Source organism: Variovorax sp. PAMC26660, from assembly GCF_014302995.1.
Classification (GTDB): Bacteria; Pseudomonadota; Gammaproteobacteria; order Burkholderiales; family Burkholderiaceae_C; genus Variovorax.
The window spans coordinates 622496-647991 of sequence record NZ_CP060295.1 but is presented as its reverse complement, the minus strand read 5'-3'; the positions used below and the strand labels follow the sequence as shown (position 1 = coordinate 647991).

Below are 25496 nucleotides of genomic sequence, written 5' to 3'. Positions count from 1 at the left end.
GAAAAATTCTAGGAGCACACGCCGTGCCAGAGGGGCGGGGTTGGCACCCACCCGGCATTGACAAAATAAGAAGGCGAGAAGAAGAGGTTTCACCGAGAAAGCGGTGATTCTCCTGTCATAAAAGTGTCTTGGCCTTCTGAAATTGAGAAGGCAACGGACGCCGGTTGGCACCCGGCGGATGCCTTGCGCCGAACGCTTCATGAAGGTTTTCTGAATTTCACCGTACGGCCTCCCAGATACTGGGCGCGCTCGCGACACCCCCGCCCGGGGCAGGTCGCCAGGAGACTCATGAATGTTTTGCTTGCCGAGAACAACGCCGCATTGCGGCCGCTACGCACGCGCGAAGAGCGGCACGCGGTGATGCAGGCGTTTGTCCGGCGATGGAGGCAGTGGGTCCAGCCTTCGCTGGTGCGGCGACTGCTGCTGGCCCAGATCGGCGTGGTGACGCTGCTCTGGGGCCTGACCATCGGTCTGTGCCTGTACGACTCCAATACGGTGCCCGAGCTGGTGCGCTACGACAAGGTCTACAGCCTCATCCTCACGACGGCACAGAACCTGGCGGCCTCGCCCGACCGGCAGCAAGAGACCCTGCAGGCCTTCGACCTGACATTGCTGGAGAACTCAGGCTCGAACAAGGCGCCCGTCATGCAGGTGTGGCAGGAGGGCGTGCTCATCTACAACTCCAACGAGGGCCTGCCGGTGATGCTGAACTCGGTGCCGGGCCGGATCGAGACGATCCGGGTCGGCGACCATGAATGGCACGCGCGCACACTGACTTCGCCGATCCTGGACACCCGCGTGATGTTGGCCGAGCCGAAGATCTGGCGCTTCAACTTCAACTTCACCATCGACAACCGCGCCTACTACCTGCTGCCGCTGCTGATCAGCCTTCCTTTTCTGATCTTCCCGGCATGGCTGTCGGTGATGCTCGCGCTGCGGCCCTGGCGGCGGGTCACGGAGGAAACCGCCGCGCGCGGCCCGGCCGACCTGACGCCGCTGTCCTTCGAGCCCAAGCACAAGGAATTGCGGCCGCTGGTGCGCAGCATCAACGACCTGTTGCGCAGCGTGCGCGACCGCGCCGCGCGCGAGCGCGGGCTGATCGCCGATGCGGCCAACGAACTGCGCACGCCGCTGGACGCGATGCGCGTGAACGTGGAGGCGCTGAAAGAGCAGACCGACGACGCGGGCCAGCGTGAGCTGATGGGCAACCTGCTGCGAAGCAACGACCGCGCCTCGCGCCTCGTGGGCCAGTTGCAGCAATTGATGCGCAGCGACGAGATTCCGCAGGACGCCTTGCCCACCGTGCTCGCGCTCGACGGGCTGGTGCAGGACAGGATTTCGCTGGTCGAAGGCCTGGCCGGCGCGCGCGGCGTGGTGCTGGATTTCGTGTCCGAAGGGGCCACGCCCGTGTTCGGCGAGCGCGAGAGCCTGATCTCGATGATCAGCAATATCGTGGAGAACGCCCTCAAGTACAGCCCGGATGGTGGCACGGTGACGGTGCGCATCGCCCGCGAAGGACCGATGGCGGTGCTGCGCGTGACAGACCAGGGCCCTGGCATTCCGCCTGCCTTGCGCGAACGCGTGTTCGACCGCTTCTTTCGCAACCCGGACCAGACGCAGTCGGGCAGCGGGTTGGGCCTGGCGATCGTCAGGTCGGTGCTGGGCAAGCACAACGGCCGCATCGCGCTGGACACCAACCCGCAAGGCAGCGGGTTGCACGTGACGGTGTGGCTGCCGCTCTCGCTGGCCTGACAACGGCTTCGCCCCCTCGTACCATGGGGGCCATGCGAACACTTCCACTCCCCACCGGCGGCGAGATGCCGGTTCTCGGTCTCGGCACCTGGCGCATGGGCGAGGTGGCCGGCCGTCGCGCGGCCGAGGTGGCCGCCGTGCGCGAGGCCATCGGCCTGGGTTACCGGCTCATCGACACGGCCGAGATGTATGGCGAGGGTGGCGCCGAGACGGTGCTCGGGCAGGCCATTGGCGAGGCGTTGCGCGCGGGCGATGTGCGGCGCGAAGACCTCTTCGTCGTCAGCAAGGTCTATCCGCACAACGCGAGCCGTCGCGGCACACGCGATGCCTGCGAACGCAGCCTGAAGCGGCTGGGACTCGATGCCGTCGACCTCTACCTGCTGCATTGGCGCGGCAGCCATCCGCTGGCCGAAACGGTCGAGGCGATGCAGGCGCTGGTTGCCAGCGGGCGCATCGGCCACTGGGGCGTGAGCAACTTCGACACCGACGACATGGAAGAACTGGTGCAGGTCACAGGCGACGGCCCCGGCTGCGGGGCCAACCAGGTCTACCTGTCGTTGGGGGAACGCGGCCCCGAGTTCAGCCTGCTGCCCTGGCAGCGCGAGCGCGGCATGCCGCTGATGGCCTACAGCCCGATCGACCAGGGCGCGCTGGCCGAAGACGATGCGTTGGGAGAACTGGCGGTGCGGCTCGGCGTGACCGCCGCGCAGCTCGCGCTGGCCGCGGTGCTGGCGCGTCCCGGCGTCGTCGCGATTCCGAAGGCGGTGCGCAGCGTGCACCTGAAAGAGAACCTGGCCGCTGCTGCACTGAAGCTCGATGCGGCCACGCTGGCTGAACTGGACCGCCTGCACCCGCCGCCGCGCCGCAAGACGCCGCTGGCAATGATCTGACGTGGCCCTCCGGCGCACGACATGAACGGCGAACTCCCGAACCAGGACCCCGCGCTGCTGCGCCGCCTGCTGCGCGCCAAGGACCGGATGGACGCGGCCTCGTCCGAAGACTGGCCTGTCCATCGGCTGGCGGATGTGAGCGGTGTTTCCGAAGCCCACTTCGCCCGCTCGTTCAAGGACGCCTTCGGCGTTCCGCCGCACCGGTATCTGCTGACGCTGCGCATCGAGCGGGCGACGGCACTGCTGCGCGACACCGACCTGCCCATCACCGAGATCGCGTTCCACACGGGCTGGGAGAGCCTGGGCACGTTCGGGCGCACCTTCCGCGACATCACCGGCGAGAGTCCGAGTGCGATCCGTGCGCGCGCAAGGGCCGAGGCAGGCGAGCCCGGCCGCGTGCCCCTGTGCATCCTCGGCGCGGCGCAGCGGCCCGACCTGATCACAGCAGTTTCGGAGAAGCGGCGCCGGGAAGCCGCCGATATAAACAGGCCACACAACAAGGAGTCTTCATGAGTCAAGGTGTTCAAGTGGTGGGCCTGTACGTTCGCGATCAGGACGAAGCGCTCGCGTTCTATGTCGACAAGCTCGGGTTTCGCGTTCACACGGACGTGCGCAACGGAACCTATCGCTGGCTCACGGTTCAGCACCCGGAGCAGCCGTCGTTTCAGTTGGGGCTGTTCACGCCGGGACCGCCGGTCCTCGATGCTGCGACGGCGCAGACGCTGAACGCGGTCGTGGCCAAGGGCGCGATGCCACCGCTCGTGCTGAGCGTGGCCGACTGCCGCGCCGCCCATGCGCAAATGACCGCCCGGGGCGTGGAGTTCACGCAGGAACCGGTGGCCCGCTTCGGCACGGTGGATGCCGGCTTTCGTGACCCGTCGGGCAACGGGTGGAAGATGATCGAGGCCCGGCAATGAATCCATCGAACCCCAAGGTCGATCCCTATTTTTCGAAGCCCAGGCCCTGGCGGGCCGAACTCGAATTGCTGAGAAGCATCCTCCTCGGCTGCGGCCTCACCGAGGAGCTCAAGTGGGGCAAGCCCACCTATACCTGGGACGGCAGCAACATCGTCGTGATCATGCCGCTCAAGGAAACTTGCGCGCTGCTTTTCCTGAAAGGCGCGCTGCTGGAAGACCCTCGAAGCCTGCTCATCCAGCCCGGAGAAAACTCGCAATCGGCCCGCCAGATGCGTTTCACGTCAGCAGCTGAAATCACGAGGCTGAAGGCCACGGTGAAGCGCTTTGTGAAGCAGGCCATCGCCATCGAAGAGGCCGGCCTGAAGGTGCAATTCAAGAAGAGCTCGGACCTGGTCTACCCCCAGGAGTTCCAGGCCAAGCTCGACAGGAACTCCGCCTTGCGCGAGGCATTCCATGCCTTGACGCCGGGGCGCCAACGGCAATATCACATCTATTTCACCGGTGCGAAGAAAGCGCAGACCCGGGAAGCCCGCGTCGAGAAAGCCCTGCCGCTGATACTCGACGGCATGGGATTGAACGATCGTTGAACGGGTCGTCGGCAGAGGTCGGGGTGGTGCCTTCTTCTAGTGCGCCTCGGCCTGCTTGGCCGCAGCGATCACGGCTTGCTCGTCGTGCTTCGCACCATTGAGGAACAGGTTCAGCAGCACCGCAGCAATCGACGCCAGCAAGATGCCCGACTCGATCAGCGAGTGAATGGCATGTGGCATCCATTGCTTGAAGTTGGGTGCGATCAGCGGAATCATGCCGATGCCGATGGACACCGCGACGATCATCGCGTTGTGGCGGTTGGTCTTGAAGTCCACGCCCGAGAGGATGCGGATGCCGGTGGCCGCCACCATGCCGAACATCACGAGGCCCGCGCCGCCCAGCACCACGGTCGGCAGCGACTCGACCAGCGCGGCCATCTTGGGCAGCAGGCCCAGCACGATCAGGATCACGCCGCCGGCCACGCACACATAGCGGCTCTTGATGCCGGTGACGGCCACAAGGCCCACGTTCTGCGAGAAGCTGGTGTAGGGGAAGGTGTTGAAGATGCCGCCGATCAGCGTGCCCAGGCCGTCGGTGCGCAGGCCCTTGGCAAGATCCTTCTGGTCGATCTTGCGGCCAGTCATCTCGCCGAGCGCGAGGAACATGCCGGTGGATTCGATCATCACCACGATCATGATGAGCGTCATCGTGAGAATCAGGATCGGGTCGAACTGCGGCATGCCGAAGTGAAAAGGCAGCACGATGTCGACCCATGCGGCCTTGCCGACCTTTTCATAGGTCATGAGCCCGGTGACCGAGGCCACCACCGCGCCGATCACGATGCCCAGCAGCACCGAGATGTTGGCGACGAAGCCCTTGGCGTACTTCACGATCAGCAGGATCGACACCAGCACCAGTGCGGCCACGCCGAAGCCCGACAGGTCGGCGTACTTGGGGTTGGGCACCGTGGGCATGATCGCGAAGCCCTTGGGCACGGCGGGAATCGAACTGCCTGGCGAGGTGACCTCGGCCAGCCATTTCGCATACACCGGGTCGACCAGCGCGGGTGCCGTCGGGCCCACCGGGTTGCCGAAGATCCAGTTGATGCCCACGCGCATCAGGCTGATGCCGATGACCGCGATGATGGTGCCGGTGACCACCGGCGGAAAGAAGCGCAGCATGCGGCTCACGAGCGGCGCGATCAGTATCGACACCACGCCCGCGCCGATGATGGCGCCGAACAGCAGTTGTGCGCCGTTCTGTCCCGGGTTGGCGTTGGCCATGGCGACCATCGGCGCTACCGATGCGAAGGTCACGCCCATCATCACCGGCAGCTTGATGCCGAACCACTGCGTGGCGCCCAGTGCCTGGATCAGCGTGGCAATGCCGCAGCAGAACAGGTCGGCCGATATCAGCAGGGCGACTTCGTCAGGCGAAAGCTTGAGCGCGCGGCCGACGATCAGCGGCACCGCGACGGCGCCCGCGTACATCACCAGCACGTGCTGCAGGCCGAGGGCAGCGAGCTTGCCTGAGGGCAAACGCTCGTCCACGGGGTGAACTCTGGAAAGTGTGTTGTCGGCCGTCATCGTTGTCTCCTGCTGCTGCGAGGGGAGAGGCGGCGCGACACGGGACTGCCCTGACGCACACCTCGTTGTGTACGCCAAACTGTATACAACTTATGCAACAATCCGGACTCGGAAAAACCCGAATCCGGCCGGGTGCCTTACGGGCGCGGCCGAGGCTCGCGCACCGTGAGGCCCGACGCGGTGTGCTTGGCCTCGTGTTTGGCGATGGCCGCCTCGCTGGCCACGTCCTCAGCGTGCCTGAACATGTCCGGCGGAATGCGCACCGCACCGATGGAGAGCGTTGCGCAGGGCGTGAAGCGCAGGACGCCCTGCCGGTCTTCCCCTTCGACGCCACCCGCCAGCCTGTCCGCCTCGTCGTAGAGGCCGGGTGCCTGCCGGTTGAAGTCGTCGATCATCCCCGTGCAGCGCTGTTGCCAGTCGGGGCTTTGGTACAGCACCAGGAAGTCGTCGCCGCCGATGTGGCCGACGAAATCGCGGTGCGGGTTGGCGTGCTGCGTCGCCAGGCGCGCGAGCAGCAGGATCATCTCGTCGCCGCGCCAGTAGCCGTAGTGGTCGTTGAACACCTTGAAGTTGTTCAGGTCCGCATAGCAGGCGACAAAGTCGGCACGGCCCTCGAGCAGGCGCGCGATATGGATGTTGATGGGGATGTTGCCCGGCAGGAAGGTCAGCGGGTTGGCGTGCCGTGCGGCTTCGATGCGCGCCTCGGTCACGGCGCGCACCAGCTGGTCGCCGGTGCCCAGGCCCGCGTAGCGCTTTTTCTCCGTGACGATGAAACCTTCGCTCAGGTAGCGCTGGTCTTCCGACATCAGGATGCCGAGCAGGCTCTCGACGTTCTCCTCGCGCTCCACGATGCGCGGCGAGAGGCTGCCATACAACAGGCAAGGGCGGCGGCCGTGCACCTCGCGAAAGTACATCCTCGCGTAGTCGTTCATGAACGACTGCCGGTTGATCAACGCCACGGGACGCCCCTGCTCGACCACGGCGAGCGCATGCAGGTCGGGATGCTTCTGGAAGATGGCCGAGACCTCGTCGATCGGCGTCTGCGGGCTCAGTGCGGGCGCCTGGATGACCGACAGGCTGCGCAGCACGTTGGGCTGCGACGGCTGCGAGGCGTGCGGCATCACCGCGATGCGGGCGTCGCGGATGGCTGCCGTCACGGCCTCGGGCAGCGTGGGCTGCAGCGCGGGCGCCGGCCGGCCGAACAGGTAGCCCTGGCCATGGGCAATGCCGAGGTCGCGCAGCACGCGCAGGTCCTTGGCGTCTTCGACGCCTTCGGCCACCAGTTCGGCGCCCAGTGCGTTGCCGAGGCCGACGATGGCGCGCACCAGCGCCACGCTTTGCGGGCTGCTCGCGATGCCTTGGGTCAGCAGCTTGTCGATCTTCACGAAATCGGGTTGCAGGTCTTTCCAGCGCCGCAGGTTCGAATGGCCTTCGCCGAAATCGTCGAGCGCGATGAGTGCGCCCAGTGCGTGCAATGCCTTGACCGCGTGCTGCAGCGCCTCGGGGTTGACGGCCGCGCGTTGCTCGGTGAGTTCCACCGTCACGTCGCGAGCCGATATGTCGCAGTGCGCGAGCATGCGTTCGAGCCAGCAGGCCGCGCCCACGTCGCCCATGGCGGCGACCAGCGCGTCGGCGCTCATGTTCACGAAGAGGCGTCCGGGCTTGGACAGCCGGCCCCAGTGCGTGAAGATGACTTCCACGCAATGCAGCTCGAACTCGGTCAGCCGCGATTCGCTGGCGGCCAGCGCCAGCAGTGCCAGAGGACAGTGGAGCGGGGTGCCGGCGGGGCCGCGAATCAGGGCTTCATGGCCGAAGATCGTTCCCTGGCGCAGGTCCACGATGGGCTGGAAAACAGGGGAGACCGCGGGATGCGAGGCAGGGGTGTCGCTGGGCCGAATGTGCCGGGGCATGCTGTTGGGATGTTCGTCGGTGGCGCATCCGCAAGAAGAAAGAACGCGGAGCCTGTCCGGGGTGCAGCATGACGCGGTTCTGTGACAGTCGCACCGGCCCGCCGGCCGTGGCGTCAGGCCAGCAGTGCCTTGACCAGGTCGAGCTGGCGGTCGGGCTTGTCAGTGCCCAGCTCGAGGCTGGCCTCGATGCGCTCCAGGTGGTCGATCATGCTGGTCACCGCGCCTTCCACGTCGCCCTTGCGGCACAGGCGAAGAAAGTCGGCGTGCTCGTCCGAAGAGCAGTGCGGATCGTTCGACGAGTGGTAGAGCATCGCAATCAGCGAGCTGCGCGCCACCAGTTCGCGCACCAGTTCGGCCAGCGTCTTGTTGCCCGTGGCCTCTGCCAGCGCCACGTGGAAGTCGCCCAGCAGCTTCTCGCGCACGGTGCCCGTGGTGGTGGTCTGGCGCAACGCGGCGCGCTCGAACTTGATGTGCTGTTCCAGCACCTGGTAGTCGCGCGGCCGAGCATTGGCGATGAACAGGCGCACCACTTCGCTCTCGAGGATGCGGCGTACCGTGAACACCTCGCGCGCTTCTTCCACCGAAGGTTGGCAGACGAAGGCGCCCTTGTCGGGAATCATCTCGATGAGCTTGTCTTTCGACAGCATCAGCAAGGCTGCGCGCACCTTGGTGCGGCTCACCGAGTAGACGCGGCCCAGCGCCTCTTCACGCAGCCATGTGCCGGGCGGCAGGCGCTTCTCGACGATCGCGGTGGCGATGTCGTTGGCGATGCTTTCGATGGAGCTGTTCTTGTCGGCTGCGGCCGGTGCAACGGCGGCGCCGTTGTCGGCAGGAGCCGTGGTTGCAGGGGAGGCAGGAGATTTGGAGCTGGCGCGGGGCATGCGCAGATTGTGGCCCAGCGAGCGATGGCGGCTGTGACGGTGCCCGTATCACCCGACGAGGGTGAAGCCTTCGAGCGCGCCCTTCATTGTCTTGGGCAAGGGCCGTGCGAGTTCGCCGCGCTTGCTGGTCTGCAGCTTCAGCGTGACCAGCGACTCGATGAGCTTGGTGCCCGCGGCCACGCCGTCGATCACCGGCACGCCGAGCAGTTCGCTGATGTGCTCGCACAGGTCGGTCATGCCGGCGCAGCCGAGCACGATGCAGTCGGAGCCATCTTCTTCAAGCGCGCGCCGGCATTCTTCGACGATGCGTTCGCGCGCACGCGAGCCCGGCTCTTCGAGTTCGAGCACCGGCAGTTCGCAGGCGCGCACGTTGGCGCAGAAGCGCTCCATGCCGTAGATCTCGGCCAGGTGCCAGGCCTGTCCCATGGTGCGGCCCAGCGTGGTCACCACGCTGAAGCGGCTGCCGATCATGCTGGCCAGGTGCATCGCCGCTTCGGCGATGCCGACCACCGGGCCGCGCGCGAGTTCGCGGGCGGCCTTCAGGCCCGGGTCGCCGAAGCAGGCGATCACGTAGCCGTCGATGCCGTCGCGCTCGCCTGCCGCAATCTCCTGCAGCAACCCGGGCACGGCCAGCGCTTCGTCGTAGTGGCTCTCGATGGAGACCGGCCCCATGGCCGGGCTCACGGCGACGATCTCGGTGCCGGCGTGCGCCACCGCGCGGGCGCAGGCACCGATCTTCTCGGTCATGCTCCAGGTGGTGTTGGGGTTGATGATCTTGATGCGCACGGCGCGGTCCCTTTCTCTTTCAGTGTTTCAAGTCTTGTTGTTGCGGTTCAGCAGCACGTAGAGCACGAAGCCCAGGCCCATGCCGATGAACCACGCGTAGTTGGCGGCACCGCGCAGCGTCGGCACCATCACGCACAGGATCGGCACCAGCGCCGATGGCACCAGTGCCATGATCGCCTTCGGGTTGTAGCCGCCGCTGTACCAGTACTTGCCCTGCGTGCTCATGGTGTAGAGCGCGTCGACGTCGATCTGCTGCTTGCGCACGATGTAGTAGTCGGCAATCAAAATGCCGAACAGCGGGCCGATGAACGAGCCCAGCACGTCGAGCGTGTAGTGAATGACCTCGGGGCTGTTGTAAAGGTTCCAGGGCGTGAGAAACACCGAGCCCACGGCCGCGATCATGCCGCCCGTGCGCCAGCTGATGTGTTGCGGCGCCACGTTCGAGAAGTCGAAGGCCGGCGAGACGAAGTTGGCCACGATGTTGATGCCGATGGTGGCGATCATGAAGGTCAGCGCGCCCAGCACCACGGCGGTGGTGCTGTCGATCTTGCCCACGGTGTGCACCGGGTCGGTGATGAGTTCGCCGAACACCGGCAGCGTGGCCGCGGTGGTGATGACGGTCAGCAGAGAGAAGAAGATGAAGTTGATCGGCAGGCCCCAGAAGTTGCCCTTCTTCACCGCGTCGAAGCTCTTGCCATAGCGCGAGAAGTCGCCGAAGTTGAGCATCGGGCCGCTGAAGTAGCTCACCACCAGCGCAATGGCCGAGAGCATCACGGGCAGCGCGTCCCAGCCCTGGAACTTGATGCCGCCCAGGTTCAGGTCGATCTTGCTCCAGCCGGCCTTCCACACCAGCCAGCCGCACAGCACGGTCATGACCACGTAGACGGCCGGGCCAGCCCAGTCGATGAACTTGCGGATGGCTTCCATGCCGTGCCAGAACACGAAGGCCTGCAGCACCCACATGACCATGAACGCGACCCAGCCGAGGGTGGACAGACCGGCGAAGCCGTGCTGCGCGACATCGGCATACGGCGCCAGGCCGGGGGCCATGTGCAGCGCCAGCACCATGAAGGCGGCCGACGCAAGGTAAGTCTGCACGCCGTACCAGGCCACCGCGATCAGCCCGCGGATGATGGCCGGGATGTTGGCGCCGAGCACGCCGAAGGGCGCGCGGCACACCACCGGGTAGGGCACGCCCGTCACCTGGCTGGGCTTGGCCACGAGGTTGCAGAAGAATTGCACGATCACGATGCCGACCAGCAGCGACACCAGCACCTGCCAGCTCGACAGGCCCAGCGCGAACAGGCTGCCGGCGGTGATGTAGCCGCCCACGCTGTGCACGTCGGACATCCAGAAAGCAAAGATGTTGTATTGGCCCCAGGTCTGCTTCTTCAGCGGGGCGAGGTCTTCGTTGGTCAGGCGCGGGTCGTAGCCGGGCTTGATGAGTGCGTTCGATTCCGCGTGCGGCGCAATGCCGGCTTCGCTTGCCCCCGCGGGGGCCTGGCTGACGACTGTGCTCATGGTCTTTCCTCGTGCGAGTTAAGTTGGGTTTTGGGAGCCCGTTTTGACGCAAATTTCGCGCCGGCTTTTCGAGTGCGTTATTTGTATACAAAAACTGCACGCAATCAAGACCATTCGAGGAATCATATATCCGTAGATTCCCTGATGCACGGCGAGGGCAAGACAAAGAAAAAAGCGCCATGTCCCGCAAGGGTCATGGCGCCTTGTGCGCTGGAGAACCAGCGGCAAAGAGAGATGGCCTACAGCGCGGCGACCTTCACGAAAACCGGGTTTGAGTAGAACCACAGGTCGGCGTAGTTGCGGGCATTGATGGCGTTGAAACCCTTGACCGGTTCGGCACCCACCGTCAGCTCGGTATCGGGCAAGGGCTCGCCGTTCGATGTCTCGTTCGCAACGTCCGTCCCCAAGTTGGTGCCTCGCAGGCGGAAGTACTGGTTGCGTCCGGCTTTCACGGTGTAGCTGATCGCGAAGTAGCCGTCGGCGTCGAGCTTCCAGTCGGCGCGCGTGAAGCGCTTGAGCACGCGGGTCGACGGGTTGTTGGCGCGCGAGTAGCCCGGTGTGCCCGGGGTTTCAGGGCCGGTCACGTCACCGGCGATCAGGTCGACGTGGTCGACCACCGGCTTCACGTTGGCGTAGACGCCGCTGCCGAGGTGGTACTCGAAGTTGTTGCGCTCGGGGCTCTTGAAGCGAATGGTGATCTTCAGGTCTTCGCCTGCGTTAGCAGCCACTTCCGAGCCCATCTCGCCGGTGGATTTCGCACTCTGCACCTTGAAGTCGAGCGCGTTGATCAGGTCGCCGTTGACCGCGAAGAGCTTGCCTGCGCGGAAGGCCGCGAGCAGCGACTTCGGGTCCTTGATGTCGCCCCACAGGTGGTTCTTGGCGTACTCGCCGGGCGCATAGCCGCTGGCGTAGAGGCCTTTGGAGGTGGTGAAGTGATAGTCCGAATCCGCCACGTTCCAGATGCGGCGGCCTTCGGAGAGCAAGGCGTCCCAGGTGCCACCGAGATTGGCCACGAGGTAGTCGACGCCGCCGTAAGTGCGCGAGGGCAGGTTGGCGGGGATGTATGCGCTGACGTAGCCGCCCCGGTTTCCCTCCATCTGGTTGCCGACCATGCCTTCGAGCGAGAACACGATGTTGGGCGCGGCGTCGTTCATTTCGCGCAGTTGGGCGATCGTGTACTTGCCGACGTTGCGCGACGGGTGGTTGATCTGCAGGTAGCTCGTGTCGGGATAGTTCTTCTTGAGCCAGGCGATGGCTTTGAGCACGTCCTCATGGGTGGCGTTGGCCCGTGCGTCCTTTGCGTTCCAGGCCGCCACGTCGTCGGCCGGGAACATCACCGGGTCGCGGGTGGTGAAGAGGTACTCGAACTGGCTCACGGCCTTGAGCGCGGCGTCCGACATCGGGTTGTCGGTCAGGATGCCGACGTTGCCGTGGTCATGCGTGGGCATGTCCCACTCGAAGGACGAGAAGATCGTCTTGTCCGCGTACTTGCCGCTGGCTTGCAGTGCCTTGATGCGCGGCACTTCGTACATTGCCATGCCCGTTGAAAACGGGATCACCGGCGGGAGCGGCTTGTCGTTGCCGTCGAACCGTGGGAACGAGATCGCTGCGGGGAGCGTGTTGCCGTCGTTGTCGTAGGAAGACTCGCGCAGATGGTTCGAGAGGGTCGCCCAGTCGAGCCCGAAGCGGTCGAAGGCCAGCGCCAGCACCTGGTCCAGCGTGGAGACCTGCTGCGTGTCGTCCGACTGGATGGTGTGGATGTGCAGGTCGCCCACCGTCCAGCGGCCGGGCTTGGCGGCCGGTTCCGGGTCAGCAGGCGCGACAGGCGGCGCTGAGGCCACCGGAGCCGCAGGAAAACCGAAGAACGGCATGCCGCCATCGGACCCGCCGCCGCAACTGGCGAGCAGGACGGTGGCGAGTGCGAGGGAAACCGTGAGGGGCGTTGAAACGGAAGGAAGCAGGAAAGCGGATTTCATGAGGGCAGACGCGAAAACGGCCAGCAGGTCGCTGGCCGTCACGCTCGGGTTTTCGAGGCAGGAGAAGCCGCCGAGTCTGGATTCGGGCTGTGACGCGGCGATGAAACCGCGAGCAAGAGACCGCGCGCAGTTCCCCCACACCTGAAGATTTCATGAGCCCACGCGCGTTCCACTGGCGCTACCCTGTACGCATGTTGAGCCGGCAGGACTTTCCCATGACATCTCGCACGCCGAAGGACTATTGGTTCCCCGCCAAGCGCTATGGCTGGGGTTGGGGTGTGCCGACGCGCTGGCAGGGCTGGGCTGTGATGCTGGGCTACTTCGCCCTGCTGGGCGCGGCGGTATGGCGGATCCGGCCCGACCGCGCGCCCTTCACTTTCTTTCTGGCGACCGTTGGCCTGAGTGCCGTTCTCGTGGCCATCTGCTGGCTGAAGGGCGAGCCGCCGAAGTGGCGATGGGGCAAGGAGTGAATTTCGCGCTTGAAGACAGCACGAACAGTGGTGCGATGAACCCGTACGTTGGGTCGCGGGTCCACGAGGGCAAAATACAGTCATTGCGGCGGGCCCGGCCCGGCCGCTCTTCATCAACGAACCTGTGGTCCGATCTATGAAAAAACTGGTTCTCCTGGCCTTCCTGGGTTTGAACGCCGTTGCCGCCTTCGCCCAGCGCGACATGGACGTCTACGAAAGCGATCGCAGGTACTGCGCCAGCGGCCGTTCCGGCGTCGACTTCAACAGCTGCATGTGGCGGCTTCAGAACGATCGCAGCGGCCGCCACGAGCGGCGTGAATACGACCGCCGCTATGGCTGGGGTGAAGCACCGCAGCGCTATGTGCCCGTGCCGGTTCCGGTGCCCGCACCCCAATGGCAGCCCGATCCCTACGGGCCGCGCTGGGAGGCGCCGCAGCAGCGCGACGGGCCACGGCTCAGCGACATGCAGAAGCTCGCGTTGCAGAACTGCAATGTGCTGCATCCGCGCGACCAGCCGGGTTGCCGGGCTGCGGTCTGGTCGACTGTGGGTCGCTGAAGACGGGCGAGTTGACCCGGCCGGGCTGGCCGGGCGACCTGGCCAGGGTCAGGCCAGCAGATCGCTCAGCGTGCGCGCAATGACCTTCGTTGCGCGGCGCAGATCTTCCAGCACCACGCGCTCGTCGCTGCGCTTGGCGTGCGATTCGAGCACGGTGCGCGGGCCGGCGCCGTAGATCACGCCGGGAATGCCGGCTTCGCCGTAGAGGCGAACGTCGGTGTACAGCGGCGTGCCCATGGCCTTGATCGGCTCGCCGAACAGTTCGCCGCCGTGCTTCTGGATCGCATCGACCAGCGGCTTGTTGCCCGCGAGCGGCTTCATCGAATTGGCCAGCAGCAGGCGCTTGATGTCGACCGTAATGCCTGCGCTCTCGGCGGCGGCATCGGCAATCACCTTGCGGATCGTGGCCTCGACTTCGACCGGGTTCTCTTCGGGAATCATGCGGCGGTCGAGCTTGAACACCACCTTGCCGGGCACCACGTTGGTGTTGGTGCCGCCTTCGATGCGGCCGACGTTGAGGTAGGGGTGCGTGATGCCCTCGACCTTCGACGTCACCTGCTGGTAGAGCGTGTTCTGCGCATAGAGCGCGTTCAGGATCTTCACCGCGCCCTGCAGCGCATCGACGCCGGAGGTCGGGATGGCCGCATGGGCCATCTTGCCGTGCACCGTCACTTCCATCTGCAGGCAGCCGTTGTGCGCGGTGACCACTTCGTAGCTGAAGCCGGCCGCGATCATCAGGTCGGGCTTGGTCAGGCCGTTCTTGAGCAGCCAGCCCGGGCCGAGGATGCCGCCGAATTCTTCGTCGTAGGTGAAATGCAGCTCGACGCTGCCCTTGGTCGGCTTGGCGACCGCTTCGAGCGCGCGCAGCGCGAAGGTGAAGCTGGCGAAGTCGCTCTTGCTGACTGCGGCGGCGCGGCCGTAGAGGCTGCCGTCGGCGATCTCGCCGCCGTAGGGGTCATGCGTCCAGCCTTCGCCCGGGGGCACCACGTCGCCATGCGCGTTGAGCGCCACAGTCAGGCCGTTGTTGCCGTACTTGCGGCGCACGATCAGGTTGGTGATCGATTCGAGGCCGTAGTCCTTCACGTCCTGTGCGGGCACGGCGTGCTTCTCGGCGTCCAGGCCGAAGTCTTTCAGCAGCTCGGCCGTGCGTTCGGCGTGCGGTGCGTTGTTGCCGGGCGGTGTGTCGGTGGGCACGCGCACCAGTTGCTGCAGGAACTGCACTTCTTCGTCGAAGTGGGCGTCGATCCAGGCGTCGAGCTTCGTGTAGTCGGTCATGGTTGTTCTTCTGTGAATCAGTGGGCTTGTTCGGTCGCGAGGTTGTCCAGCAGCAGCTGGAAAGCCTGCACGGCGAGCTGGATGTCGTCGTTGGTGCTCGATTCGAGCGGGTTGTGGCTGATGCCCGAGTTGATGCCGCGCACGAAGAGCATCGCTTGTGGCATCACCTCGTGCAGCTTCATCGCGTCATGGCCGGCGCCGCTGGGCATGCGGAACAACGGAATGCCTAGCGCGTCGACGGCCTTTTCCCAGCGTTGCTGCCAGGCCGGCGCGCTTGGCGCGGCGGCGGCGCGCATCGTTTCTTCCAGCTCGCAGCGCACGCCGCGGCGCTCGCAGATGTCCTTCAGTGCATTCACCACGTCGGTGGCCAGCGCGTCGCGCTGCGCGTTGTTGGGCGCGCGCAGGTCCAGGCTGAACTTGCAGCGCCCCGGCACCACGTTGATGGAGCCGCTGGGCACTTCGAGCATGCCAACGGTGCCGACCGAATCGCCGTCTTTCGCCGCGCGTTGCTCGGTGAAGAGAATCAGCTCGGCCACGGCAGCGGCCGCGTCGCGGCGGCGGTCCATCGGCGTCGTGCCGGCATGGCTGGCCATGCCGATCACTTCTCCCACATAGCGCACGCTGCCGTTGATGGACGTGACGATGCCCAGTGGCAGATCAAGCTCGGTGAGCACCGGACCCTGTTCGATGTGCACTTCGACAAACCCCAGGTAGCGCGCGGGATCGCGCTGGATCTTCGGGATGTCTTCCTGTTTCAGGCCCGCGTGCTGCATGGCCTCGCGCATGGTGATGCCGTCGGCATCCTTCTGGTCGAGCCAGCGCGGGTCGAAGTGACCGATGAGCGCGCCCGAGCCCAGGAAGGTGGCCTTGTAGCGCTGGCCTTCTTCCTCGGCAAAGCCCACCACCTCGAAGGCGAAGGGCAGGCGCCGGCCTTGGCGCTTGAGTTCACGCACGCAGGCCATCGGCACGAAGATGCCCAGGCGCCCGTCGTACTTGCCGCCGTTGCGCACGGTGTCGTAGTGCGAGCCGGTGAGCAGCGCGCGCGCGCCCGGCTGCGTGGCTTCGTAGCGGCCGACCACGTTGCCGACTGCATCGATGTGCACCGAGTCGAAACCTACGTCGCGCATCAACGCGCTGATCTGCGCGGCGCAGGCGCGGTGCGCGTCGGTGAGGTAAGTGACGGTGAGCTGGCCCTTCTCGGCATAGCCGGGGTCGGTGTGCACCGAGAGCTGCTCCTGCCAGTCCCACACATCGTTGCCGAGCGTGATGTCGGCGGCGAACTTGTCGTTCAGGCGGATTTCGGCGATGCGATGGATGTTGCGCAGCGCCTCGCCCAGCTCGAAGCTCGGGTGGTTGTACAGCCGGCGCTCGAAGGTGTCGATGATCTCGCGCTTCGAGAGCCCCGTGCCGCGCGGCCCACGCACCGCCAGGATGAACGGAAAGCCGAACTTCGCGTTGTAGTCGGCGTTGAGCTTCTGGATCTTCGCGAACTCTTCGGGCGTGCAGTCGGTCAGGCCGGCCTTGCTCTGCTCGTTGGTCGATTCGGCCGTGAGCGTCTTGCTGACCATGGCCTTGCCTGCCAATTCCGGGTGGGCGCGGATCAGGCCGATCTGCTCGTCGGCTGTAGCCGCGGCCAGCGCCTGCACCAGCGCGTGCTTGAGGTGCGCGAGCGTGCGAAAGGGCCGTTGCGCCAGCGCGCGCTGCGCGATCCACGGCGAGTGCTCGTAGACGCCGTCGAGCAGTGCGACGGCCGTGGCCGGCGCGGCGGCGTTGAGTTGGGCGAGGGTGAGGCTCATGGTCAGTTTCCGGTGACGGCCGATTCGAAGGGGTGCGCCTGCTTCCAGTGCCGCGCGATGTCGACGCGGCGGCAGACCCACACGCGGTCATGCTGTGCGATGTGGTCCAGGAAGCGCTGCAGCGCCGTGATGCGGCCGGGCCGCCCGAGCAGGCGGCAGTGCATACCGATGCTCATCATCTTGGGGCTGTTGTCGCCGTTGGCGTCGCCTTCGGCGTACAGCGCGTCGAAGGTGTCCTTCATGTACTGGAAGAACGGATCGGCGTGCGAGTAGCCCTGCGGCAGCGCGAAGCGCATGTCGTTGCAGTCGAGCGTGTAGGGCACGATGAGCTGCGGCACCACGCTGCCGTCGGTCTTTTGCACCTTCATCCAGAAAGGCAGGTCGTCGCCGTAGTAGTCGCTGTCGTATTCGAAGCCGCCGTAGTCCGCCACCAGGCGGCGCGTGCGCGGGCTGTCGCGGCCGGTGTACCAGCCGAGGGCGCGTTCGCCGGTGAGCTTTTCGATGGCTTCCATGCCCAGGCGCATGTGTTCGCGCTCGGTGGCTTCGTCCAGGTTCTGGTAATGGATCCACCGCCAGCCGTGGCAGGCGATCTCGTGGCCCAGTTCCTTGAAGGCGGCGGTCAGCTCGGGGTAGCGCTGCAGCGCCATGCCCACGCCGAACACAGTGAGAGGCAGGCCGCGCTTTTCGAACTCGCGCAGGATGCGCCACACGCCGGCGCGCGAGCCGTACTCGTAGATGCCTTCCATGCTGATGTGCCGGTCGGGGTAGCTGGCCGGGTTGAACATCTCGGAGAGGAACTGTTCGGAACCCGCGTCGCCGTGCATCACGGCGTTCTCGCCGCCTTCCTCGTAGTTGAGGACGAACTGCACCGCGATGCGCGCACCGCCGGGCCATTGCGCATGCGGTGGGTTGCGGCCGTAGCCGATCAGGTCGCGCGGATAGGGCAGGGTGGTGTCGTAGACGGTCATGGGTGTTCAGGCCAGGGCGAGCGAGATGTCGTTGGTGGGGACCTTGCGGTCGAACGTGAGGTTGGCCTCGACGTGCTCCAGGTGTTCGGTCATGAGGCGCACGGCGCGCTCTTCGTCGCGGGCGGCCAGCGCCTTCACGATGTCGGCGTGCTCGTCGTTGGAATGCTCGGCCGCGCTGGTGCTCTGGTACATCAGCGTGATGAGGGCGCAGCGCGAGATCAGCTCGCCGAGGATCTGCGCCAGCACCTGGTTGCCCATCAGCTCGGCCATGCGTACGTGGAAGTCGCCGAGCAGCTCGGTGCGGCCGGAGATGTCTTCGCCCGACACCGCGGATTTTTCAAGCGCGACGTGTTCCTTGAGCGCCTTGATCTTGGCGGGCGTGACGGTGCGCACGAACTCGCGCGTCATCTCGGCTTCGAGCATGCGGCGCACCGCGAACACCTGCTTGGCTTCGTCGACGGCCGGCGCGGCAACGAAGGCGCCGCGCGCGGGTTCGAGCCGGATCAGCTTGTTCTGCGAGAGCTGGAACAGCGCCTGACGCACGAGGGTGCGCGACACGCCGAAGTGGTCGGCCAGCTTCTGCTCGGCGAGTTTGGTGCCGGGCTGAAGCCGGTGCTCGACGATCGCTTTCGTGAGCGCGTCGACGATCGAACGGGTGGTGGAGGACTCCATGTTTTCATGATAGACCCAAAGGCGTGAACTGTATACACTTTTGTCCACCGGAATATCCCGCACCCGTCGATCCGACTTTCGAACTTTCAAGGAGCGCCCCATGGGCCTGAGCACTCACGTACTGGACACGATGCATGGCGGCCCCGCCGCGGGCATGGAGGTGGCGCTGTTCACCACCGACGGCGACGCCGCAACGCTGGTGAAGCGCTTCACGCTGAATTCGGACGGCCGCAGCGACGGGCCGCTCTATGACAACAACTCGTTGAAGGCCGGCACCTACCGGCTGGTGTTCGACGTGGCGGGCTACTTCAAGGCGCGCGGCGTGAAGCTGCCCGAGCCGAACTTCCTGAACAAGGTCTCGCTGGATTTCGGCGTGGCCCACACCGACCAGCACTACCACGTGCCCCTGCTCGTGAGCCCGTGGAGCTACTCCACCTACCGCGGGTCTTGATGTCAGTCCCCTTGCTGCTGGCCTTCGGTGAGGGTGTCGAGCTGGAAGCGCCCGCTTTCGTCCCAGAGCCAGGTGTCGGTCCACGTGACGGCGCCCAGGCGGGTGGCGCGGGGGAAGGGCGAAGCCTGCAGCACCGCACGTTCGATTTCCGCGATGACCTCGGGCGCATGCTTGGGCGCGCGCAGCCAGTTCATCGATTGCACCTTGCCGACCGCATCAAGGTTGACCTGCAGCGTGCCGACAGCGTAGAGCACGGGCGGCAGTTGCCCCTTGTAGATGCGCGAGCGGTTGATGTCGTAGATGTGGCGTGCCGCGTCGCGGCGGTAGTCGCGCGCGTTGGCCGCGTTCGATGCGCGCGGCGCGGGGCCGGAGCCAACGGCGCCCGAGGCTCCGCTCAACTGGCCGGGAACAGCGCCGGGGCTGCCGCAGCCGGCGAGCCAGAGTGCGGAAAGAACGGATGCCACCAGGGCAAGGCGGCGCGGCGTAAGCTGACGATTCATCGCCGGGTTTATACCGTGAGTCTTCGCGGGCCGGGCAACCGAAGGTATCGGCAATGAGCGGTGCGGTCGATCAACTGCTGGCGCGTCTTCGTCGTGAAGACGGGGTGCTGGTGCGTGTCGAGTCCACGCAGGGCTCGGCGCCGCGCGAGGCCGGCACATGGATGGCGGTGTGGGCCGAAGGGCTCACCGCCACCATCGGCGGCGGCCAGCTCGAGTTCCAGGCCACGCAGGAGGCGCGCGAACTGCTCGACGGAAAACGCGCCATCGACGGCATCCAGCGCTATCCGCTCGGCCCCAGTCTCGGGCAATGCTGCGGCGGCGTGATGTTCCTGTCGTACCAGCGCATCACGGCCGCCGATGCCTCCGCATTGCAGCGCGAGTTGGTGGCGCAGCTCCAGCCCGTGGCGTTGTTCGGCGGCGGCCACGTGGGCGCAGCACTGGCGCGCCTGCTGGCCGGGCTGCCCTTCGCCGTGCGCTGGATCGACAGCCGCGATGGCGTCTTCCCCGACGAGCTGCCGGCGCAGATCGACACCGAACACTCCGAACCCGTGCAGGACGCCGTGGCCGCGCTCGCGCCGGGCAGCCGCGTGCTCATCATGAGCTTCAGCCACGCCGAAGACTTCGACGTCGTCATCGCCTGCCTCAAGCGCCTGCGCGATCGCAACGACCTGCCGTACATCGGGCTGATCGGCAGCAAGACGAAGTGGGCCACCTTCAGCCACCGGCTCGAAGCGCGTGGCTTCACCGCCAAAGAACTGGCCCGCATCACCTGCCCGATCGGCGTGCCCGGCATCACCGGCAAGGAGCCCGAGGTGATCGCGGTGGCCGTGGCGGCACAGTTGTTGCAATCGCTCGGCTGAACAGGGTTTTCCCGGCGGCGACGCCCCAAAAAACCATCCCGTCCCTTGCCAAAACTGTATACACTTTCGGTCCACAACAAGCCGCAGCGGAGCGAGGCCCACCCGGAGCCTGCGTTCGCGGCACTTTCTCTGCTTACAGCGCCCGCAGTGGTGAGCAGGCTGAAACCCCTCTGGGGCGCCCCACGCGCCTAGAGGGTTGCGAGAGAGCACATGGAAAGCTATTACCTCGACTGGGCCAACCTGCTGCTGCGCTGGGTCCACGTCATCACCGCCATCGCCTGGATCGGCGCCTCCTTCTACTTCGTGATGCTGGACAACAGCCTCGAGAAGCCGCAGGACCAGGAATCGCTCGACAAGGGCGTGGGCGGCGAGCAGTGGGCTGTGCACGGCGGCGGCTTCTACAACATGCAGAAGTACACGCTGGCGCCCAAGAAGCTGCCGGACCACCTGCATTGGTCGTACTGGGAAAGCTATTCGACCTGGATCACCGGGTTCACGCTTTTCACCATGTCGTACCTGTGGAACGCCAGCACCTACCTCATCGACAAGTCGAAGATGGACTGGCAGCCCGGCGCTGCCATTGCCGTCGCGCTGGCTTTCTTCGTCGTGTTCTGGATGGTCTACGACGGCATCTGCCAGGTCTTCGGGCGCCGCAAGAACGGCGACACCATCGTCGGCGTGCTGATCGCAATCTTCATCGTCTTCGCGACCTGGCTGGCCTGCCAGTGGTTCGCGGGCCGCGCGGCCTTCCTGCTGGTGGGCGCGATGATGGCCACGACCATGAGCGGCAACGTGTTCTTCTGGATCATTCCGGGGCAACGCAAGAACGTGCAGGCACTGCGCGAAGGCCGGCCGGTCGATCCGGTGCACGGCCAGCGCGGCAAGCAGCGCAGCGTGCACAACACCTACTTCACGCTGCCCGTGCTGTTCGCGATGCTGAGCAACCACTACAGCTTCACCTACACGCACAAGTACAACTGGGTCGTGCTGCTGCTGATCATGCTCGGCGGTGCGGCCATCCGGCAGTTCTTCGTGGTGCGCCATCGCTTCAAGCTCGGCAATGCGGGCAACCCGCTGCCGTATGCGCTGGTCGGCATCGTGGTGCTGGGCCTGACCATCGTCTGGATGAAGCCCGCGCCGGTGGCTGCGCCGGTCGTTTCGGCGGCCGCGCCTGCCGTGCCTTTCTCGGACGTGCAGAAGGTGCTCGAACAGCGCTGCTTCATGTGCCACGGCCCGGCCGTGCAGATGAAGAACGTGCGGGTCGATTCGCCCGAGCAGGTGGCCGCGCATGCGCAGGCGATCTACCAGCAGGTCGTGGTGACCAAGATCATGCCGATGAACAACGCGACCGGCATCACCGACGAAGAACGCGCCCTCGTCAGCCGCTGGTTCCAGGCCGGCGCAAAGACCAACTGAACACCGCAAACTGACCGGCGAAGCGCGGGTCACGGTCCGCAGCACAATCGCCCGATTGGAGACAAAGCAGCAATGACCGCATCGAACCCATCCTTCGGCCCCGCTCCCGATCCGCGCGAAGCCCCGCGCGCTTTCCTCGAACATCTCTACCGCGTGGCGGTGGACCGCGCGTTGCCGCTGTCCACGCTGGGCGCCCATCTGCCAAAGCCACCCAAAGGCCGTACGCTGGTGCTCGGTGCCGGCAAGGCGGGCGGCTCGATGGTGCAGGCGCTCGAAGCCCTGTGGCCGGCCGACGCGCCGCTGTCGGGCCTCGTCGTCACGCGCTACGACCACATTCCGCCGCGCCCCGAAGGCGTGCCGCAGCGCATCGAGATCGTCGAGGCCGCGCACCCGGTGCCCGACGCGGCCGGCCAGCAGGCGGCCGAGCGCATCCTCACGTTGACGCAGGGCCTCACGGCCGACGACCTCGTGCTGTGCCTGATCTCTGGCGGCGGCTCCTCGCTGCTGGTGTTGCCGGCCGAAGGCCTGACGCTGGCCGACAAGCAGCGCATCAACAAGGAACTGCTCGAAAGCGGTGCCGGCATCGGCGAGATGAATTGCGTGCGCAAGCACCTCTCGCGCATCAAGGGCGGCCGTCTCGCTGCAGCCTGCGCGCCGGCGCGCGTGGTGACGCTCACCATCAGCGACGTGCCGGGCGATGACGCGGCCGTCATCGCGAGCGGCCCCACGGTGCTCGATGCCACCACCTGCGCCGATGCGCTCGCCATCCTCGACCGCTACGGCATCGACGTGCCCGCGCCTGTGCGCGCGCAACTCGCCAGCGGCGCGCTCGAAACGCCCAAGCCGGACGACGCCGTGTTCGCCGGCCACGAGGTTCACATGATCGCCACGCCGCAGCAGTCGCTCGAAGCCGCCGCCAAGGCCGCGCGTGAAGCGGGCATTGCCGTGCATATCCTCAGTGACGAGATGGAAGGCGAGTCGCGCGAAGTGGGCAAGGTGCATGCGGCCCTTGCGCGCGCCGTGGCGCACCGCGGCGAGCCCTTCGCTAGGCCCTGCGTCATTCTGTCGGGCGGCGAAACCACTGTCACCATCCGCCCCCGCCAGCCGGGCCAGGCCAAGGGGCGGGGCGGGCGGGCCGGCGAGTTCTGCATGGGGCTGGCCGGCGCGCTGATGGGCCAGCCGCAGGTCTGGGCGCTGGCCGCCGACACCGACGGCATCGACGGCGTGGAAGACAACGCCGGCGCCTTCGTCACGCCCGACACGCTCGTGCGCGCGGCGGCTGCGGGCAAGAAGCTGTCCGATCACCTCGACCGCAACGATGCCTATGGCTACTTCGACGCCATCGGCGACCTGTTCGTGACCGGTCCCACGAACACCAACGTCAACGACTTCCGGGCGCTGCTGGTGCTTTGAAGGGGTGAGGTCGGGTTTCCCAGCCTCGGCGAGGTTTGTGAACTCGGGTTAATCTACGCACCCGGCAGCTTGCTGCCGCCGTTGTTGCAAGCGCACCCCCCGTGGTGCCGCGCCGCGCACCCAGATTTCCCCCTTTTCATCATCCAGTCCTCGAAGGAAAAGTACGCCATGACCGCCACCTACACCGACACCCGCCTGCTGATCGACAACGAATGGGTCGACGCCGTCGGCGGCAAGACCCTGGACGTCGTGAACCCCGCCACCGGCAAGGTCATCGGCAAGGTGGCGCATGCCAGCATCGCCGACCTCGACCGTGCCCTGGCAGCTGCCCAACGCGGCTTCGACAAGTGGCGCAACACCCCCGCCAACGAACGCGCCGCCGTCATGCGCCGCGCTGCGGGCCTGATCCGCGAACGCGCCGGCGACATCGCCAAGCTGCTGACGCAAGAGCAAGGCAAGCCGCTGGCCGAAGCCAAGGGCGAAACCCTGGCTGCCGCCGACATCATCGAATGGTTCGCCGACGAAGGCCGCCGCGTGTATGGCCGCATCGTGCCTTCGCGCAACCTGGCCGCGCAGCAACTGGTGCTGAAGGAGCCGCTGGGCCCCGTCGCCGCCTTCACACCCTGGAACTTCCCGATCAACCAGATCGTGCGCAAGCTCGGCGCCGCGCTGGCCACCGGCTGCTCGTTCCTGGTGAAGGCGCCTGAAGAAACCCCGGCATCGCCCGCCGCGCTGCTGCAAGCCTTCGTGGACGCAGGCATTCCGCCCGGCACCGTGGGCCTGGTGTTCGGCAACCCCGCCGAAATCTCGAATTACCTGATCGCCCACCCGATCATCCGCAAGGTCACGTTCACGGGCTCCACCCCGGTCGGCAAGCAACTGGCCGCACTGGCCGGCTCGCACATGAAGCGCGTGACCATGGAGCTGGGCGGTCACGCACCAGTGATCGTGGCCGAAGACGCCGACGTCGCGCTGGCCGTCAAGGCCGCCGGTGCCGCCAAGTTCCGCAATGCCGGCCAGGTCTGCATTTCGCCCACCCGCTTCCTGGTGCACAACAGCCTGCGCGAAGAGTTCGCCCGTACGCTGGTCAAGTACACCGAAGGCCTGAAGCTCGGTGATGGCCTGGCCGAAGGCACGACCATCGGCCCGCTCGCCAACGCCCGCCGCCTCACGGCCATGGCCCATGTGCTGGAAGACGCGCGCAAGAAGGGCGCCACCGTGGCTGCCGGCGGCGAACGCGTCGGTGACACGGGCAACTTCTTTGCCCCCACCGTGCTGACCAACGTGCCGCTGGACGCCGACGTGTTCAACAACGAACCCTTTGGCCCCATCGCCGCCATCCGCGGTTTCGACACGCTCGAAGAAGCGATCGCCGAAGCCAACCGCCTGCCGTTCGGCCTGGCCGGTTATGCCTTCACCAAGTCGATCAAGAGCGCGCACCTGCTGAGCCAGAAGCTCGAGTTGGGCATGCTGTGGATCAACCAGCCCGCCACGCCGTCGCCGGAAATGCCTTTCGGTGGCGTGAAGGATTCGGGCTACGGTTCGGAAGGCGGCCCCGAGGCGCTCGAGGCCTACCTGAACACCAAGGCTGTCTCGATCCTGGGCGTTTAATCTTCAGCGCTGGCGTTCCAGAAGGCCTGCTGCACGCCTTCGAGCGCCTCAAGCTCCGCAATCACCCGGTCGAGCTCCAGCGGCTCGACCGCGGTGGCGTACAGCGTCGCTTCGATCTCCGTGTCGGCTGGCCCGAAGGCGTGCTGGTCGACATCGCGTACCGGGTAGTTCGCGGCTTCCAGCAACAGCAGCAACTGATCCATCACGTCGGGCCGTGCCGCGCGCGAGCAGATCACGCGCACGATGTAGGTCGCCTCGCTCGACTCCTCGCTGATCGGGCGGCGGTTGATGCGATTGACCACCGGCCGCAGCAGCGTGTTGCTGGCCAGCACGAACAGCGCGGCGACCATTGCTTCGCCGATCAGGCCCGCACCCGCGCATGCGCCGACCGCACCCGACCCCCACAGCGTGGCCGCCGTGTTCAGGCCCGTGATGTTGGCGCCTTCCTTCATGATCGCGCCTGCGCCCAGAAAGCCGATGCCCGACACCACATAGGCCGTGACATGCACGGCGCCTTCATGCCCGTTCAGGCGGCTTGCCATGTTGACGAACACGGCGGCGCCCACCGCCACCAGTGTGTTGGTGCGCAGCCCTGCCGTGCGCTGACGGATCTGGCGTTCCAGCCCGATCAGCGAGCCGAGCGCGAAGGCGACCGTCACGCTGATGAGCGTGTCGAGCAGCGAGATCAGGTTGAAACTGTTGATGGCTTGCATTGTTGTTCTCCTCGATGCAATACAGGGTAGCCGGGCCGCGTGACAACA

Annotated in this window: 24 protein-coding genes; 12 read left to right on the top strand and 12 right to left on the bottom strand. The window is 66.1% G+C overall.

What is annotated here, in order from left to right; genetic code table 11:
• The first annotated feature begins 288 nt into the window (after positions 1–288).
• The 5 genes from H7F35_RS03035 to H7F35_RS03015 are packed head-to-tail and all read left to right on the top strand — an operon-like array spanning position 289 to position 4146.
• Positions 289–1752, top strand: a complete 1464-nt coding sequence (locus H7F35_RS03035; protein ID WP_261803504.1) for a sensor histidine kinase — start codon at positions 289–291, stop codon at positions 1750–1752.
• A 32-nt stretch (positions 1753–1784) separates the two neighbouring features.
• Positions 1785–2642: an aldo/keto reductase gene (locus H7F35_RS03030; protein ID WP_187111508.1), complete on the top strand. Its 858-nt coding sequence runs from the start codon at positions 1785–1787 to the stop codon at positions 2640–2642.
• A 21-nt stretch (positions 2643–2663) separates the two neighbouring features.
• Positions 2664–3155 carry a helix-turn-helix transcriptional regulator gene (locus H7F35_RS03025; RefSeq protein ID WP_187111507.1) on the top strand — a complete coding sequence of 164 codons (492 nt, stop codon included), beginning with the start codon at positions 2664–2666 and terminating at the stop codon, positions 3153–3155.
• Entirely contained in the window at positions 3152–3559 is a 408-nt protein-coding gene (locus H7F35_RS03020) for a VOC family protein (protein WP_187111506.1), read from the top strand. Before H7F35_RS03025 ends, H7F35_RS03020 begins: the two co-directional genes overlap by 4 nt.
• The gene (locus H7F35_RS03015; RefSeq protein WP_187111505.1) at positions 3556–4146 is read left to right on the top strand and encodes a YdeI/OmpD-associated family protein; all 591 of its coding nucleotides are present in this window, start codon (positions 3556–3558) and stop codon (positions 4144–4146) included. Before H7F35_RS03020 ends, H7F35_RS03015 begins: the two co-directional genes overlap by 4 nt.
• A gap of 36 nt (positions 4147–4182) precedes the next feature.
• Here the strand turns inward: H7F35_RS03015 and H7F35_RS03010 are convergent, their stop codons facing one another.
• From H7F35_RS03010 to H7F35_RS02985, 6 genes are all read right to left on the bottom strand, one after another.
• Positions 4183–5673, bottom strand: a complete 1491-nt coding sequence (locus tag H7F35_RS03010) for a nucleobase:cation symporter-2 family protein (RefSeq protein ID WP_187111504.1) — start codon at positions 5671–5673, stop codon at positions 4183–4185.
• Positions 5674–5810: 137 nt separating this feature from the next.
• Entirely contained in the window at positions 5811–7583 is a 1773-nt protein-coding gene (locus H7F35_RS03005) for an EAL domain-containing protein (protein WP_187111503.1), read from the bottom strand.
• 113 nt (positions 7584–7696) lie between these two features.
• Positions 7697–8464 carry a GntR family transcriptional regulator gene (locus tag H7F35_RS03000; protein WP_187111502.1) on the bottom strand — a complete coding sequence of 256 codons (768 nt, stop codon included), beginning with the start codon at positions 8462–8464 and terminating at the stop codon, positions 7697–7699.
• Between the two features lie 48 nt (positions 8465–8512).
• A complete protein-coding gene (locus tag H7F35_RS02995) occupies positions 8513–9250 on the bottom strand; it encodes an aspartate/glutamate racemase family protein (RefSeq protein WP_187111501.1) in 738 nt (245 codons plus the stop codon).
• A gap of 27 nt (positions 9251–9277) precedes the next feature.
• Positions 9278–10771 carry an NCS1 family nucleobase:cation symporter-1 gene (locus tag H7F35_RS02990; protein ID WP_187111500.1) on the bottom strand — a complete coding sequence of 498 codons (1494 nt, stop codon included), beginning with the start codon at positions 10769–10771 and terminating at the stop codon, positions 9278–9280.
• A gap of 239 nt (positions 10772–11010) precedes the next feature.
• On the bottom strand, positions 11011–12747 hold the full coding sequence (locus tag H7F35_RS02985; protein ID WP_187111499.1) for an S-layer protein: 1737 nt from the start codon (positions 12745–12747) through the stop codon (positions 11011–11013).
• A gap of 215 nt (positions 12748–12962) precedes the next feature.
• On the opposite strand from H7F35_RS02985, the gene H7F35_RS02980 reads away from it, so the two are divergent.
• A complete protein-coding gene (locus H7F35_RS02980; protein ID WP_187111498.1) occupies positions 12963–13217 on the top strand; it encodes a hypothetical protein in 255 nt (84 codons plus the stop codon).
• A gap of 136 nt (positions 13218–13353) precedes the next feature.
• Entirely contained in the window at positions 13354–13773 is a 420-nt protein-coding gene (locus H7F35_RS02975; RefSeq protein ID WP_187111497.1) for a hypothetical protein, read from the top strand.
• A 48-nt stretch (positions 13774–13821) separates the two neighbouring features.
• On the opposite strand, the gene H7F35_RS02970 is transcribed toward H7F35_RS02975, so the two are convergent.
• Genes H7F35_RS02970 through H7F35_RS02955 form a run of 4 tightly spaced genes read right to left on the bottom strand, consistent with a single transcriptional unit; the run spans position 13822 to position 18484 of the window.
• Positions 13822–15048: a M20 family metallopeptidase gene (locus tag H7F35_RS02970; RefSeq protein ID WP_187111496.1), complete on the bottom strand. Its 1227-nt coding sequence runs from the start codon at positions 15046–15048 to the stop codon at positions 13822–13824.
• A gap of 17 nt (positions 15049–15065) precedes the next feature.
• Positions 15066–16844 carry a 2-oxo-4-hydroxy-4-carboxy-5-ureidoimidazoline decarboxylase gene (gene uraD / locus H7F35_RS02965; RefSeq protein ID WP_187111495.1) on the bottom strand — a complete coding sequence of 593 codons (1779 nt, stop codon included), beginning with the start codon at positions 16842–16844 and terminating at the stop codon, positions 15066–15068.
• Between the two features lie 2 nt (positions 16845–16846).
• Positions 16847–17812, bottom strand: a complete 966-nt coding sequence (gene puuE, locus H7F35_RS02960; protein ID WP_187111494.1) for an allantoinase PuuE — start codon at positions 17810–17812, stop codon at positions 16847–16849.
• 6 nt (positions 17813–17818) lie between these two features.
• Positions 17819–18484 carry a GntR family transcriptional regulator gene (locus H7F35_RS02955; protein ID WP_187111493.1) on the bottom strand — a complete coding sequence of 222 codons (666 nt, stop codon included), beginning with the start codon at positions 18482–18484 and terminating at the stop codon, positions 17819–17821.
• A 100-nt stretch (positions 18485–18584) separates the two neighbouring features.
• Between H7F35_RS02955 and uraH the strand changes: the two genes are divergently transcribed.
• Positions 18585–18935 (top strand): hydroxyisourate hydrolase, encoded by a 351-nt coding sequence (uraH, locus tag H7F35_RS02950; RefSeq protein ID WP_056519771.1) that lies wholly within the window; start codon positions 18585–18587, stop codon positions 18933–18935.
• A gap of 2 nt (positions 18936–18937) precedes the next feature.
• Here the strand turns inward: uraH and H7F35_RS02945 are convergent, their stop codons facing one another.
• A complete protein-coding gene (locus H7F35_RS02945; protein ID WP_187111492.1) occupies positions 18938–19435 on the bottom strand; it encodes a hypothetical protein in 498 nt (165 codons plus the stop codon).
• Between the two features lie 53 nt (positions 19436–19488).
• On the opposite strand from H7F35_RS02945, the gene xdhC reads away from it, so the two are divergent.
• From xdhC to H7F35_RS02925, 4 genes are all read left to right on the top strand, one after another.
• The gene (gene xdhC, locus H7F35_RS02940; protein WP_187111491.1) at positions 19489–20295 is read left to right on the top strand and encodes a xanthine dehydrogenase accessory protein XdhC; all 807 of its coding nucleotides are present in this window, start codon (positions 19489–19491) and stop codon (positions 20293–20295) included.
• 210 nt (positions 20296–20505) lie between these two features.
• On the top strand, positions 20506–21711 hold the full coding sequence (locus H7F35_RS02935; protein WP_187111490.1) for a urate hydroxylase PuuD: 1206 nt from the start codon (positions 20506–20508) through the stop codon (positions 21709–21711).
• A gap of 72 nt (positions 21712–21783) precedes the next feature.
• A complete protein-coding gene (locus H7F35_RS02930; protein ID WP_187111489.1) occupies positions 21784–23124 on the top strand; it encodes a glycerate kinase in 1341 nt (446 codons plus the stop codon).
• 168 nt (positions 23125–23292) lie between these two features.
• Positions 23293–24735: an NAD-dependent succinate-semialdehyde dehydrogenase gene (locus tag H7F35_RS02925; protein WP_187111488.1), complete on the top strand. Its 1443-nt coding sequence runs from the start codon at positions 23293–23295 to the stop codon at positions 24733–24735.
• On the opposite strand, the gene H7F35_RS02920 is transcribed toward H7F35_RS02925, so the two are convergent.
• Complete coding sequence (locus H7F35_RS02920) at positions 24732–25448, bottom strand: MgtC/SapB family protein (RefSeq protein ID WP_187111487.1); 717 nt, start codon at positions 25446–25448, stop codon at positions 24732–24734. The two genes, H7F35_RS02925 and H7F35_RS02920, sit on opposite strands and share 4 nt — an antisense overlap.
• Positions 25449–25496 lie beyond the last annotated feature (48 nt).

Coding starts and splice junctions, on each gene's coding strand:
- uraD (WP_187111495.1), bottom strand. CDS start 16,844: ATGAGCCTCACCCTCGCCCAACTCAACGCCGCCGCGCCGGCCACGGCC.
- H7F35_RS02935 (WP_187111490.1), top strand. CDS start 20,506: ATGGAAAGCTATTACCTCGACTGGGCCAACCTGCTGCTGCGCTGGGTC.
- H7F35_RS03010 (WP_187111504.1), bottom strand. CDS start 5,673: ATGACGGCCGACAACACACTTTCCAGAGTTCACCCCGTGGACGAGCGT.
- puuE (WP_187111494.1), bottom strand. CDS start 17,812: ATGACCGTCTACGACACCACCCTGCCCTATCCGCGCGACCTGATCGGC.
- H7F35_RS03015 (WP_187111505.1), top strand. CDS start 3,556: ATGAATCCATCGAACCCCAAGGTCGATCCCTATTTTTCGAAGCCCAGG.
- H7F35_RS03035 (WP_261803504.1), top strand. CDS start 289: ATGAATGTTTTGCTTGCCGAGAACAACGCCGCATTGCGGCCGCTACGC.
- H7F35_RS02975 (WP_187111497.1), top strand. CDS start 13,354: ATGAAAAAACTGGTTCTCCTGGCCTTCCTGGGTTTGAACGCCGTTGCC.
- H7F35_RS02925 (WP_187111488.1), top strand. CDS start 23,293: ATGACCGCCACCTACACCGACACCCGCCTGCTGATCGACAACGAATGG.
- H7F35_RS03000 (WP_187111502.1), bottom strand. CDS start 8,464: ATGCCCCGCGCCAGCTCCAAATCTCCTGCCTCCCCTGCAACCACGGCT.
- H7F35_RS02980 (WP_187111498.1), top strand. CDS start 12,963: ATGACATCTCGCACGCCGAAGGACTATTGGTTCCCCGCCAAGCGCTAT.
- H7F35_RS03020 (WP_187111506.1), top strand. CDS start 3,152: ATGAGTCAAGGTGTTCAAGTGGTGGGCCTGTACGTTCGCGATCAGGAC.
- H7F35_RS02985 (WP_187111499.1), bottom strand. CDS start 12,747: ATGAAATCCGCTTTCCTGCTTCCTTCCGTTTCAACGCCCCTCACGGTT.
- H7F35_RS02955 (WP_187111493.1), bottom strand. CDS start 18,484: ATGGAGTCCTCCACCACCCGTTCGATCGTCGACGCGCTCACGAAAGCG.
- H7F35_RS03005 (WP_187111503.1), bottom strand. CDS start 7,583: ATGCCCCGGCACATTCGGCCCAGCGACACCCCTGCCTCGCATCCCGCG.
- uraH (WP_056519771.1), top strand. CDS start 18,585: ATGGGCCTGAGCACTCACGTACTGGACACGATGCATGGCGGCCCCGCC.
- H7F35_RS03030 (WP_187111508.1), top strand. CDS start 1,785: ATGCGAACACTTCCACTCCCCACCGGCGGCGAGATGCCGGTTCTCGGT.
- H7F35_RS02990 (WP_187111500.1), bottom strand. CDS start 10,771: ATGAGCACAGTCGTCAGCCAGGCCCCCGCGGGGGCAAGCGAAGCCGGC.
- H7F35_RS02920 (WP_187111487.1), bottom strand. CDS start 25,448: ATGCAAGCCATCAACAGTTTCAACCTGATCTCGCTGCTCGACACGCTC.
- xdhC (WP_187111491.1), top strand. CDS start 19,489: ATGAGCGGTGCGGTCGATCAACTGCTGGCGCGTCTTCGTCGTGAAGAC.
- H7F35_RS02930 (WP_187111489.1), top strand. CDS start 21,784: ATGACCGCATCGAACCCATCCTTCGGCCCCGCTCCCGATCCGCGCGAA.
- H7F35_RS03025 (WP_187111507.1), top strand. CDS start 2,664: ATGAACGGCGAACTCCCGAACCAGGACCCCGCGCTGCTGCGCCGCCTG.
- H7F35_RS02945 (WP_187111492.1), bottom strand. CDS start 19,435: ATGAATCGTCAGCTTACGCCGCGCCGCCTTGCCCTGGTGGCATCCGTT.
- H7F35_RS02970 (WP_187111496.1), bottom strand. CDS start 15,048: ATGACCGACTACACGAAGCTCGACGCCTGGATCGACGCCCACTTCGAC.